This window comes from Streptomyces sp. NPDC001828, assembly GCF_042892175.1.
GTDB lineage: Bacteria > Actinomycetota > Actinomycetes > Streptomycetales > Streptomycetaceae > Streptomyces.
Genome location: NZ_JBIATV010000010.1, coordinates 211547 through 223526, shown reverse-complemented (window position 1 = coordinate 223526; position 11980 = coordinate 211547). Strand labels below are relative to the sequence as shown.

The following is an 11980-nucleotide window of genomic DNA, read 5'->3' as shown; positions in this document are numbered from 1 at the left end:
GGCTCAGAACACGGGCACACCGTTCTGCGTCAGCTTCCAGTCCACCGAAGCGAACTCCGCCTGATCGATGACACCCTTCGCCTTCACCCACGCGATCATCGTGTTGCGGATCTCATCGGAGTTCGCCCACAGCTGCTTGGCGGTGGCCACCCCCGGGAAATTACCGCCACCATTGGCCCGGTAATTGTTCACCGCCAGCACGAACTGCGCCGCGTCGTCCAATGGCTTCCCGCCGAACATCACCTTCGACACCCGCGAACCGGCCGGCTTCGCGATGTCGACCTCGTACGACACACCGCTCACCACGTCGTAGTTGTAGTCCGGCGTGCTGTTGGCGTTCGTGATCCTGGCAGGATCGACCGGACCCGTCGTCTGCACGTAGTAGTTCGCCGAGAACTCCAGATACGCCCGCACCTGAGCACCCGTCAGAAGCCGTGCCTCCAACGTGTTCTCGTACACATACAGACCCGCCACGTCCTTGATCGTGACCTTGCCCGCGGGGATCACCGCGGTACGCGAGAAACACGCCGCCTGCGACAGCACCGGCAGCGAGGCGTACTGCGACGACGCGAGCGCCGCCTTCACCGTCTCCGCCTGAATGCGGTTGATCAGATCGATGATCGGCACATCCTTGTACGGAGCCTCCGTCGACCGCATCTCCGCCGCGTTCGTGCCCACCACCTGGTTCACGTACGCCACGACCTTGTCGTGCTCCGCCTTCACCAGACGCCTCACCACCGGGTCCTCGGCCACCGCGTTCGCGTTGCGCACATCCGCCGTCACCGACGTCACGTGCCAGCGGCCCCGAGCGAACTCAAGGGCGAAGTCGAAGACGCTCAGCCGCATGCCCCACATGTACGGCTCCGACAGCACCACGGACTTGCCGGTCTCCTTGTTCACCACCGTCCGCGACGCCACCTCCTTGTGCGTATGACCCACCAGGATCGCGTCGATCCCCGGCACCTGCTCCGCCACCAACGACGACGCGTTCTCCGGATACGGCAACGCGTCCCCGTACGAGGTGCCCCCGTCCAGACCCGAGTGATCCGTACAGATCACCACGTCACACCCCAGCGCCCGCAGCTTCGGCACATAGATCTTCGCCTGCTCCACCAGACCCGGGAACGTCATCTTCCCCTGCACGTTCGCCTTGTCCCAGATCGCGATCCCCGGATTCGTCAGCCCCAGGATCCCCACCTTCACATCCGGCCCGTGCGGCACCTTCAGCCGCCGCACCGTGTACGGAGGAAACGCCGGCTTCAACGTCTTCGCGTCCAGCGCGTTCGCACCGAGCAACGGGAAGTCCAACTGGTCCTGGAACGCCCGCAGCGTGGGAATGCCGTAGTTGAACTCGTGATTGCCGAGCGCCGCCGCGTCATAGCGCATGTGGTTCATCGCCAGCGCCATCGGATGCTCAGGACCCCGCTTGCCCGCCGAACCCGTGATCGGCTCGACCCGCGCGTAGTAGTACGACAGCTGAGTGCCCTGGATGATGTCACCCGCGTCGATCAACAGCGTGTTGTGACGGCCCTTCTCCTTACGGACCTGATCCACCAGCGTCGAGATCTTCGCCAGCCCCACATCGTTGTGCGCCGCGTCGTCGTACTCCGCGTCCGTGAAGTAGTCCCAGTTGAAGACATGACCGTGCAGATCCGTCGTGCCCATCACCGAGAACGCGTACCGCTTCGGCTCACGCCCGTGCCCATGCCCCACATCCTGACCCCGGGGCGCGGCCTCGGCGGGCGACACCACACCCCCCGCCACGGCCACACCGGCCCCGGCCGCGGCCGTGGTGCCCAGGAACGTCCTGCGGTTCAGCGGCATGCTCTCTCCCTGAAGTCGTATGACACGCGCGGAAGTTGTGCGGACAGTGACGCGCGTAGACCCAGGGATTCTGACCCAGAACCGGCCACCCGCAACACCCCCCGCAGGTTGCGATCTGATGACCGGACCCTGACAGCAAGCTCCCCGCCGGCCACCCCCAGCGATGCCACAGTGGACCCATGACCGACACCCAGCCCTACGGCACCCCCGAACAGCCACGCCTCGCCGTCCACGGCGAAGCCCACCTCGAAGTCGACCCCGAAATCGCCGGCATCACCATCACCATCGCCACCCGAGGCACCGACCGCCGCGCCACCCTCGACGACCTCACCCGCCGCAACACCCACGTCATCGACCTCATCAAAAGCTACGGAGACACCATCGAAAAACTCGAAACCGGCGCCTTCACCCTCACCCCCGAACTCACCCGCCACGGCCGCGGCGAACGCGTCCGCACCTACCACGGCACCGTCCACATCAACGCCGAACTCACCGACTTCACCACCCTCGGCGAACTCACCACCCGCCTCGCCGACCTCGAACTCACCCGCGTCGACGGCCCCTGGTGGTCCCTGCGCCACGACTCACCCGCCCACAGCGAAGTACGCCGCCGCGCCGTCCAACAAGCCGTCGTACGCGCCCGCGAATACGCCGACGCCCTCGGCGCCACCCTCGCCGCCCTCGTCGAACTCTCCGACCCCGGCGCCGAAAACCCCACCCCCTACGGGCGCCCCGCCGCCGGCGGCATGGCCTTCCGCGCCGCCGCCCCCGGCGCCGCAGAACCCGCCCCCACCCTCGACCTCGAACCCCAACGCCAATCCGTCCACGCCCGCGTCAACGCCCGCTTCATCATGACCCCGCCCCAGCTGTAACACCCGAACACAGCCCGTAACGCATACGCGCGCCGGGCGCCCCGAAATGCTCATCGGAGCGCCCCCGCGCACAATTCAACACTTGTCAACCACCCTTCACGCAAAGGTTGTTGAGCAGTAACCCCAGCCCAAATCTCTACCCACCGGTAAGCCCTAGGCTCGAACCATGCGCCGAGCCAAAATCGTCTGCACCCTGGGCCCCGCCACCGACACATACGACCAGATCAAAGCCCTGGTCGAAGCCGGAATGGACGTAGCCCGCTTCAACCTCAGCCACGGCACCTACGCCGAACACGAACAGCGCTACCACCACGTCCGCAAAGCCTCCGAAGAAACCGGCCACAACATCGGCATCCTCGCCGACCTTCAAGGCCCGAAGATCCGCCTCGGCCGCTTCACCGAAGGCCCCGTACTCCTTGAACGCGGCGACGAATTCACCATCACCGTCGAACCCGACACACAAGGCGACCGCCACCACTGCGGCACCACCTACCAAGGCCTCGCCGCCGACGTCACCACCGGCGAACGCATCCTCGTCGACGACGGCAAAGTCGCCCTCGAAGTCACCCGCGTCGACGGCCCCCACGTCCACACCCTCGTCATCGAAGGAGGCATGGTCTCCGACCACAAAGGCCTCAACCTCCCCGGCGTCGCCGTCTCCGTCCCCGCCCTCTCCGACAAAGACCAAGAAGACCTCCGCTGGGCCCTGCGCACCGGCGCCGACATCATCGCCCTCTCCTTCGTCCGCAGCGGCCACGACATCCACGACGTCCACCGCATCATGGACGAAGAAGGCCGACGCCTCCCCGTCATCGCCAAGATCGAAAAACCCCAGGCCGTCGACAACATCGACGACATCGTCGCCGCCTTCGACGGCATCATGGTCGCCCGCGGCGACCTCGGCGTCGAAATGCCCCTCGAACAAGTCCCCATCGTCCAGAAGCGAGCCATCAAACTCGCCAAACGCAACGCCAAACCCGTCATCGTCGCCACCCAGATGCTCGACTCGATGATCGACAACTCCCGCCCCACCAGGGCCGAAGCCAGCGACGTCGCCAACGCCGTCATCGACGGCACCGACGCCGTCATGCTCTCCGGCGAAACCAGCGTCGGCAAATACCCCATCGAAACCGTCAAAACGATGGGCCGCATCGTCGAAGCCGCCGAAGAAGACGTCCTCGCCAAGGGACTCCCGCCCCTCACCGACCGCAACAAACCCCGCACCCAAGGCGGCGCCGTCGCCCGAGCCGCCGCCGAAATGGGCGACTTCCTCGGCGCCAAGTTCCTCGTCGCCTTCACCCAGTCCGGCGACACCGTCAAACGCCTCTCCCGCTACCGCTCCCCGATCCCCCTCCTCGCCTTCACCCCCGTGCCGGCCACCCGCTCCCAGCTCAACCTCACCTGGGGCGTGGAGACGTTCCTCGGCCCGCACGTCGAATCCACCGACGAGATGGTGGCGCAGGTCGACGAGATGCTCCTGAAGGTCGGCCGCTGCCAGAAGGGCGACGTCGTCGTCATCACGGCGGGCTCCCCTCCGGGCGTCGCGGGCTCCACGAACCTGGTCCGCGTCCACCACATCGGCGAGGACGACAGCCCCAAGTAACCCTGGGCCAGGGCCCCTTGCCCCACCCCTTCGCAGGGGGCCCCTGGGTTTCTCGGCTTCCTACGTGGCTCAGTACTTGGGGCCTATGTGCTGGTCCATGAGGGCGACGGATGCCTTGCGGGCGATGGAGATGTTGAACGGATCGCTGCCGCGCGCGAGCGTGGTCCACTCGACGCCGACGAGATCGAGTGCTGCGCCGCAGAGGGTGCGGATGTCGTCGGACTTGTTGGTGAAGAAGTACCGGGGGTATTCGTAGCGCTTGCGTTCACCGCCCACGAGGCGGGTGGTCCAGTTGGTGATGCGACACCCGTCCGAATGGATGAGCCCTCGGATGAATTGCCACGGATGTGCGGCGACTATCTCCTGCTGCCATCCTTCCAGGACGATCCGGCGGTCGTGCTTCTTGCCGGGGCCGTGCTGGGGGAACAGGCAGGTCAGGTGCTTCGAGTAGACCTTGATGTTGTGGCAGCCGGTTCTGCGCACTCGGCACGTGGCGTTGTCGGGGAAGACCGCGCGTATCGACGTCTCGGCCTCCGCCTGCACACCTGGCCAGGCGTCATCGAGGGTGATCATCAGGTTCGGCACTCGGTGCGCGGAGTACTGACTGATGTGACCGTCGCCGAGATAGAGGCCCAGCAGGTACGCATACGCCGCGGCATCCAGGGGACGTCCGTCGCAACGCGGACACTTAGGGTCGTGCGAGCCCGGGCATTCGCCCCGTTTGGAGCGGTCCATGTGCAGCCAGTACGAGACCGTGCCGAGCGGCACGTTCAACTGGCGCGCTACGTCCGCGTTCTTTTTTCCGTCCCGCAGCAGCGTGAGCGCTCTCTGTCGCACCTCTGTGCCGTGAAAGTTCATGCGAGCACCCTGCGTGACGACGCGTCGCACTGGGTAGCAAAAAGCGGAGGTTCACGCGAACGTGAGCCTCCGCTTACAGGGAGTACCGGGTGCGGGATTCGAACCCGCACGTCCTTTCGGACAGATGTGTTTGAGACATCAGCGTCTGCCATTCCGCCAACCCGGCAAGGTTGCTGGCAGGAGTCTACCCGCTCATCCGCCGCGACAGCAGCTAGGTACCCTTCTGGGGAGCAGCATCATGCCCCGCACCGAGGAGCCCCCGTGACCGCCCCCGAGTCGCCCCAGCCCACCGCAGACGACGACGCGACGCACGTCCCGCCGATGACGACTCGCGTCGTCATCGCCGAGGACGAGGCCCTCATTCGTCTCGACCTCAAGGAGATGCTCGAAGAAGAGGGCTACGCGGTCGTCGGCGAGGCCGGTGACGGGCAGAAGGCCGTCGAGCTCGCCCGGGAGCACCAGCCGGATCTGGTGATCCTGGATGTGAAGATGCCGGTTCTGGACGGGATCTCCGCGGCGGAGCTGATCGCGAAGGAGTCGATCGCTCCGGTGTTGATGCTGACGGCGTTCAGTCAGCGGGATCTGGTGGAGCGGGCGCGGGACGCCGGTGCGATGGCGTATCTGGTGAAGCCGTTCTCGAAGAGCGACGTGGTGCCGGCGATCGAGATGGCGGTGTCGCGGTTCACGGAGTTGAAGGCGCTGGAGCGGGAGGTCGCGGACCTTTCGCAGCGTCTGGAGACGCGCAAGTTGGTGGACCGGGCGAAGTCGGTGTTGCAGACGCAGTACGGGTTGTCGGAGCCGGCGGCGTTCCGTTGGATTCAGAAGACGTCGATGGATCGTCGGATGTCGATGCAGCAGGTGGCCGAGGCGGTTATTGAGGACGCCGAGGAGAAGAAGGCGGCGAAGGGGGAGTAGTTCCCGACGCGCACGCAACCCGACGCGCACGTAAAGGGCCCGCATCCGGAGGCAGTTCCGGGTGCGGGCCACTTTTGTGTGGTGCGGGGTTCAGTCTTCGCCGAGGTAGGCCTTGCGGACTGATTCGTCGTGGAGGAGGTCCTGTCCGGTGCCGGAGAGGACGATTTTGCCGATTTCCATGACGTGGCCCTGGTCGGCGAGGGAGAGCGCGGCTTGGGCGTTCTGTTCGACGAGCAGGATGGTGGTGCCTTGGGCTTTGAGTTCGGTGATGGTGGCCATGATTTTCTGCATCATGATCGGGGAGAGGCCCATGGAGGGTTCGTCGAGCATGAGGAGTTTTGGCTGGGACATCAACGCGCGGCCCATGGCGAGCATTTGTTGTTCGCCGCCTGAGAGGGTGCCGGCTGCTTGTTTGCGGCGTTCTCCGAGGATGGGGAAGAGGTCGTAGGCGCGTTTGATGTCTTTTTCGATGCCGGTTTTGTCGTCGCGGAGGTAGGCGCCGAGGCGGAGGTTGTCCTCGATGGTCATGCGGGGGAAGATGTGGCGGCCTTCGGGGGAGTGGGCCATTCCGAGGGCGACGATTTTGTGCGCGGGGACGTTCTTGAGGGGTTTGCCGTCGAATTTTATGGTTCCGGCGAGGGGTTCGAGGAGGCCGGAGAGGGTGCGCAGGGTGGTGGTCTTTCCGGCGCCGTTGGTGCCGATGAGGGTGACGACCTGGCCTGCTTCGACGCTGAAGGAGATGCCTTTTACGGCTTCGATCTTGCCGTAGGCGACCCGGAGGTCCTCGACTTCGAGGAGTGCGGTCACTGGGTGTCTCCCTCGGTGCTGGTGGTGCTCTGCGCCGTTTCGGCGGCTTCTACTTCGGCGAGTTCCTCGTCTCCGGGTGCGCCTTCGAAGGGGGTGCCGAGGTAGGCGGCGATGACGCGTTCGTCGGCTTGGACGATGTCGGGGGTGCCTTCGACGAGTTTTTCGCCTTGGACGAGGACGGAGACGCGGTCGCAGAGGTTCATGATGAAGCGCATGTCGTGCTCGATGACGAGGACGGCGATGCCTTGGTCGCGGATGGCGAAGATGAGTTCTTCGGCGGCGCGGGTTTCTTGGGGGTTCATGCCGGCGGTGGGCTCGTCGAGGAGGAGGAGTCCGGGTTCGCTGGCGAGGGCGCGGGCGATTTCGAGCTTGCGTTGTTCGCCGTAGGGGAGGTTGCGGGAGAGGTGGTCGGCTTTGTCGGCGAGTCCTGTGAATTCCAGGAGTTCCATGGCGCGTTCGCGGGATGCGTTTTCTGCTTTTTTGAATCCGGGGAGGCGCAGGAGTGCGGACCAGAGGCCTTCTTTGGTGCGGGTGTGGCGGCCGACGAGGACGTTTTCCAGGACGGTCATGTTGGGGAAGAGCCGGATGTTCTGGAAGGTGCGTGCGACGCCGGCTTTGGTGACGAGGTGGGGTTTGGGGGGAAGGACGGTGCCTTTGTAGGTCACTTTTCCTTCGGTGGGGACGTACAGGCCGGTGAGGCAGTTGAAGAAGGTGGTTTTGCCTGCGCCGTTGGGTCCGATGAGGCCGATGATTTCGCCGCTGTTGACGGTGAGGTCGACGTTTCGGACTGCGGTGAGTCCGCCGAATCGCATGGTGACGCCGCTGGCGTGGAGGACGGTGTTGGTCGTGGTGGTCATGCTGGTCACGCCCCCGCCTTGGTGACGCCGACGGGTGTGTCGGTGAGGCTTGTTTCGGGTGTGTCGAGTTGGCCGGTCTCGTGGAATTCGAGCTTTTTCCTGCGGTCGGCGATGATGCCTTCGGGGCGCAGGCGCATGAGGACGATGAGGGCTACTCCGAAGAGGAGGAGCTGGTAGTCCTGCATGAATTGGAGTTTGGCCGGGATGAGGTAGAGCAGGGCGGCGCCGATGAGGGGGCCGCTCATGGTTCCCATGCCGCCGAGGATGACGGCGGCGAGCAGGAAGGCCGAGTTCGGGGGTACGGATCCGGCGAACTGGTACTGCTCGGGGGTGACGGTGCTGGTGAGGTGGCCTTGTACGGTGCCGGCGAGTCCGGCGAGGGTGGCGCCGAGTGCGAAGGCGATGAGTTTGACGCGGAAGCCGTTGATGCCCATGGCGGTGGCGGCGGTTTCGTCTTCGCGGATGGCGACCCAGGCGCGGCCGATGCGGGAGTCGGCGCTGCGGCGGAAGACGGTGACGACGACGAGGGTGATGACGAGCATCAGGAGGTAGTAGTTGCCGGGTTTGCCGAGGGTGAAGCCGGCGACGTCGTGGCTGATGCCGAGGTCGTATCCGAAGATGGTGATGTCGGGGATGGCGGGGATGCCGCGGGAGCCGTTGGTGACGTTGGGTCCGCTGTTCCCGTTGAGGTTGTTCATGGTGATGCGGAAGATCTCGCCGAAGCCGAGGGTGACGATGGCGAGGTAGTCGCCGCGCAGGCGCAGGGTGGGGGCGCCGATGAGGACGCCGAAGACGAGGGATGCGCCGGCGCCGACGAGGATGGCGGCCCAGAAGGGGAAGTGGACGCCGAGGCTGGACTGGCTTGCGCCGGAGACGAGGGCTGCGGCGTAGGCGCCGACGCCTAGGAAGGCGACGTAGCCGAGGTCGAGGAGGCCGGCGAGGCCGACGACGACGTTGAGGCCGAGGGCGACGGTGGCGAAGATGAGGATGTTGGCGCCGATGAGGGCGTATTCGTCGCTGGATTGTGTGAAGGGGAAGCCGATGGCTGCGACGAAGGCGGCGCTGAGGGTGACGGTGCGGTGTTGTGCGGTGAGTGCGGAGAGGCGGGCGAGGAGGCCTGCTTGGGTGAGGGCTGCGAACGTGAATCCGGCGGTGATGAGGAAGCCGATGAACAGTTCGGTGTAGGCGGTGTCGATGCCGTAGGCGAAGACGTAGAGGCCGATGGCGAAGGCGGCGACGATGATGAGGATGCCGGCCCAGTCGGGGATGGTCTGGGCGGGGCGGGGGCTGGGGGCGGCGAGGGTGTGGCGGAGGCGTTGCCAGGGGTTGTCGCCGGTGGTGTCGGTGCCGGGGGTGTCGCCGGGGAGGGCGAAGGCGGCGATGAGGGCGATGAGGGCGCCGATGCCGGAGACGTAGGCGCCGGGTTCGAGGTTGACGATGCCGCCGAGTTCGTCGGATATGGCGCCGAGGGTGTAGCCGGTGGTGCCGAAGGTGGCGAGGGTGAGGAGGCGCAGGGGGGCGTTGGTGCCTGCGGGGGTGAGCCAGCGCAGTCCTGGGGTGCCGTAGGTGGAGAGGGCGAAGAGGACGGTGAGGGCTGCGGTGGTGAGGGTGAGGAGTTGCAGGCCGCCGGGGTAGCCGTCGACGGTGAGGTCGCCGGGGAAGTCGCTGGTCCAGGTCCAGGCCATGAAGGTGCCGATGAGGGCGATGGCGGCGCCGGCGGTGACGGTGTGCCGGGCGAGGCTGGTGGGCAGCGGGATGAGCGGGGTGCCGCTGTCGCGGTGGGTGGTGTTGGTGGTCATGGTGTTCACGCCCTGTCCGCGACGCGTTCGCCGAGCAGGCCTTGGGGTCGCACGAGGAGGACGACGATGAGGAGGACGAAGGCCCATACGTCCTTCCAGGCGCCGCCGCCGAAGAGTTCCATGCTGGGGATGTTGCCGACGTAGCCGACGGCGAGGGCTTCGGCGAGGCCGAGGACGATGCCGCCGAGCATGGCTCCGTAGATGTTGCCGATGCCGCCGAGTACGGCTGCGGTGAAGGCTTTGAGGCCCATGATGAAGCCCATGCGGAAGCCGACTTGGCCGTTGTGGAGGCCGTAGCCGACGGCGGCGATGGCGGCGAACGCGGCGCCGATGGCGAAGGCCATGACGATGATGCGGTCGGTGTTGATGCCCATGAGTTTGGCGGTGTCGGGGTCCTGGGCGGTGGCCTGCATGCCGCGGCCGGTGCGGGTCTTGGTGACGTAGAACCCGAGGGCGATCATGCAGACGGGTGCGGCGATGAGGATGAAGAGGTCGCCGCGCTGGATGTTGGCGCCGAGGACGTGGAAGGGGGCACCGTCGAACTGGGGGAAGGAGCGGTCCTTCTTGGCGTCGGGGTACCACTTCCATACGGCCTGCTGGAGGGCGAGGGAGAGGCCGATGGCGGTGATGAGGGGGGCCAGGCGGGGCGCGTTGCGCAGGGGCCGGTAGGCGAAGCGTTCGGCGGCGGTGGCGACGAGTACGGAGACGATGACGCCGCCGATGATCATGAGGGGGATGGCGGCGAGGAGCGAGAAGCCTGAGGGGAGTGCGAGGAAGACGGTGAGAGCCCCGAAGCCCCCGACCATGAATATCTCGCCGTGGGCGAAGTTGATGAGCTGGACAATGCCGTAGACCATCGTGTACCCGATCGCGATCAGTCCGTACATCGCGCCGAGGATGAGTCCATTGGCCAGCTGTTGCGGCAGTTCGTGCACCGCGGGGCCTCCGTGAAGTGATCGGATATGGCACCGCGCGGGAGCGCTGGTGGCGCTCCCGCGCGGTCCTGTGTGCGTGTGGCGGGATGTCGCCGGGTTACGGCTTGTAGGCCTCGCTGAGCTCGGGCTTCCAGGCGCCGTCGGTGACCTTGTAGGCGGTCATCATGGTGTTGGTGGTGTCGCCGTACTGGTCGAAGGAGACGGGGCCGGTGACTCCGTCGAACTTGACCTTGCCGACGGCGTCGAGGACCTTGGCGCGCAGGTCGCCGCTGGGGAGCTTGCCGCTGTTGGCGGTGACGACGTCCTTGACGGCCTGGATGATGGCCCAGGTGGCGTCGTAGGTGCCGCCCCCGTAGGCCTCGTAGGCGTCCTTGTAGCCGGCCGTCTTGTAGTTGGCGATGAAGCTCTTGGCGGAGTCGAGCTGTTCGACGGGCTTGCCGACGGAGGTGGCGAGGTCGCCGGCCGCCTTCTTGTTGAGCTTGATGAAGTCGGCGCTGTAGATGCCATCGCCGCCCATGAGCGGGATGTTGGTGCCGTTGTCCTTGAGCTGCTGGCTCAGGGGGCCGGCGGCGGGGTATTCGCCGCCGTAGTAGAGGGCCTTGGCGCCGGTGCTCTTGACCTTGGCGACGATGGCGTTGAAGTCGCGGTCGTCGGGGTTGATGTGGTCGGAGCCGACGATCTTGCCGCCGAGCTTGGTGAAGGTGTCCTTGAAGGAGGCGGCGAGGCCGGCGCCGTAGGTCTTCTGGTCGTCGATGAGGTAGACCGTGTCGATCTTGGCGTTCTTGAACAGGTAGTTGGCGGCGAAGGCGCCCTGGACCTGGTCGGTGGTGGCGGTGCGGAAGAAGGTCTTGTAGGGGCGGACCTTGTTGCCGGTCTTCCAGCCGTCGCCCTGGGTCAGCTCGGTGCCCGTGTTGGCGGGGGATATCTGGGTGAGGCCTGCGTCGTTCAGCGGCTTCTGCATGGACTGCGAGACGCTGGAGTTCAGGGGGCCGACGACGCCGACGACGGTCTTGTCGCCGATGAACTTGGTGGCGTTCTGCTGGCCGACGGACGGCTGGGCCTGGTCGTCGAGCGGCTGGGTCTTGAACTCGACGCCGGGGACGAGGTTCTGCTTGTTCGCCGTCTGGGCGGCGAGGTCGGCGGAGTTCTTGATGCCGAGGCCGAGGGCGGACAGGTCACCCGTGAGGGGTGCGTCGACGCCTATGACGACGGTCTGCTTCTTGCCGCTGCTGTCGTCGCCGCCGCTTTTGTCGCGCGAACCACAGGCGGTGAGCGTGAGTGCGCCGGTGGTGAGCACTGTAGTGAGGATGAGCAAGGAACGGTGTCGCACGATGGGTCCTTTCCCTGGCGCGGCCTCCTCGTGAGTGAGGTGCCGTGTCGGTCGCCGGGCCGTACTGGTTGGTAAGGGCCGTGCAGCAGTCGCACCCGGCGGCGCGGTGACTGGCCGTGACTCTAAGCGCAGCTGAGGGGGGTGGGGAGCAGCCGGGACAGGATGTGACTTTCTTGTTAT

At 66.1% G+C, this 11980-nt stretch carries 10 protein-coding genes and 1 tRNA gene; 3 read left to right on the top strand and 8 right to left on the bottom strand.

From position 1 onward, the window contains the following. Positions 1–3: 3 nt before the first annotated feature. Positions 4–1824 carry a bifunctional metallophosphatase/5'-nucleotidase gene (locus ACFYZA_RS26735; RefSeq protein WP_388493122.1) on the bottom strand — a complete coding sequence of 607 codons (1821 nt, stop codon included), beginning with the start codon at positions 1822–1824 and terminating at the stop codon, positions 4–6. 179 nt (positions 1825–2003) lie between these two features. On the opposite strand from ACFYZA_RS26735, the gene ACFYZA_RS26730 reads away from it, so the two are divergent. Both ACFYZA_RS26730 and pyk read left to right on the top strand, forming a co-directional pair. Continuing rightward, a complete protein-coding gene (locus tag ACFYZA_RS26730; protein WP_382588980.1) occupies positions 2004–2696 on the top strand; it encodes an SIMPL domain-containing protein in 693 nt (230 codons plus the stop codon). Positions 2697–2862: 166 nt separating this feature from the next. After that, entirely contained in the window at positions 2863–4299 is a 1437-nt protein-coding gene (gene pyk, locus ACFYZA_RS26725; RefSeq protein ID WP_382588977.1) for a pyruvate kinase, read from the top strand. A gap of 69 nt (positions 4300–4368) precedes the next feature. Here pyk and ACFYZA_RS26720 read toward each other — a convergent pair whose 3' ends face one another. Together ACFYZA_RS26720 and ACFYZA_RS26715 are read right to left on the bottom strand one after the other, a co-directional pair. Further along, positions 4369–5157: a helix-turn-helix domain-containing protein gene (locus tag ACFYZA_RS26720; protein WP_388493121.1), complete on the bottom strand. Its 789-nt coding sequence runs from the start codon at positions 5155–5157 to the stop codon at positions 4369–4371. Between the two features lie 83 nt (positions 5158–5240). Next, positions 5241–5323, bottom strand: a tRNA-Leu gene (locus ACFYZA_RS26715). A gap of 95 nt (positions 5324–5418) precedes the next feature. Here ACFYZA_RS26715 and ACFYZA_RS26710 point away from each other — a divergent pair. Beyond that, complete coding sequence (locus tag ACFYZA_RS26710; RefSeq protein WP_382588970.1) at positions 5419–6072, top strand: ANTAR domain-containing response regulator; 654 nt, start codon at positions 5419–5421, stop codon at positions 6070–6072. A 90-nt stretch (positions 6073–6162) separates the two neighbouring features. Here ACFYZA_RS26710 and ACFYZA_RS26705 read toward each other — a convergent pair whose 3' ends face one another. The 5 genes from ACFYZA_RS26705 to ACFYZA_RS26685 form a co-directional block, all read right to left on the bottom strand. Then, complete coding sequence (locus ACFYZA_RS26705; protein WP_382588967.1) at positions 6163–6879, bottom strand: ABC transporter ATP-binding protein; 717 nt, start codon at positions 6877–6879, stop codon at positions 6163–6165. Next, on the bottom strand, positions 6876–7736 hold the full coding sequence (locus ACFYZA_RS26700; protein WP_382589248.1) for an ABC transporter ATP-binding protein: 861 nt from the start codon (positions 7734–7736) through the stop codon (positions 6876–6878). Before ACFYZA_RS26700 ends, ACFYZA_RS26705 begins: the two co-directional genes overlap by 4 nt. 5 nt (positions 7737–7741) lie before the next feature. Then, on the bottom strand, positions 7742–9535 hold the full coding sequence (locus tag ACFYZA_RS26695; RefSeq protein WP_388493119.1) for a branched-chain amino acid ABC transporter permease: 1794 nt from the start codon (positions 9533–9535) through the stop codon (positions 7742–7744). A 5-nt stretch (positions 9536–9540) separates the two neighbouring features. Then, entirely contained in the window at positions 9541–10470 is a 930-nt protein-coding gene (locus ACFYZA_RS26690; RefSeq protein ID WP_167153982.1) for a branched-chain amino acid ABC transporter permease, read from the bottom strand. 97 nt (positions 10471–10567) lie between these two features. Beyond that, positions 10568–11785: a branched-chain amino acid ABC transporter substrate-binding protein gene (locus ACFYZA_RS26685; protein ID WP_388493204.1), complete on the bottom strand. Its 1218-nt coding sequence runs from the start codon at positions 11783–11785 to the stop codon at positions 10568–10570. Positions 11786–11980 lie beyond the last annotated feature (195 nt).

Excerpts from the sequence above, each read along its gene's own strand:
- ACFYZA_RS26735 (WP_388493122.1), bottom strand. The coding sequence starts at position 1,824 with ATGCCGCTGAACCGCAGGACGTTCCTGGGCACCACGGCCGCGGCCGGG.
- ACFYZA_RS26730 (WP_382588980.1), top strand. The coding sequence starts at position 2,004 with ATGACCGACACCCAGCCCTACGGCACCCCCGAACAGCCACGCCTCGCC.
- pyk (WP_382588977.1), top strand. The coding sequence starts at position 2,863 with ATGCGCCGAGCCAAAATCGTCTGCACCCTGGGCCCCGCCACCGACACA.
- ACFYZA_RS26720 (WP_388493121.1), bottom strand. The coding sequence starts at position 5,157 with ATGAACTTTCACGGCACAGAGGTGCGACAGAGAGCGCTCACGCTGCTG.
- ACFYZA_RS26700 (WP_382589248.1), bottom strand. The coding sequence starts at position 7,736 with ATGACCACCACGACCAACACCGTCCTCCACGCCAGCGGCGTCACCATG.
- ACFYZA_RS26695 (WP_388493119.1), bottom strand. The coding sequence starts at position 9,535 with ATGACCACCAACACCACCCACCGCGACAGCGGCACCCCGCTCATCCCG.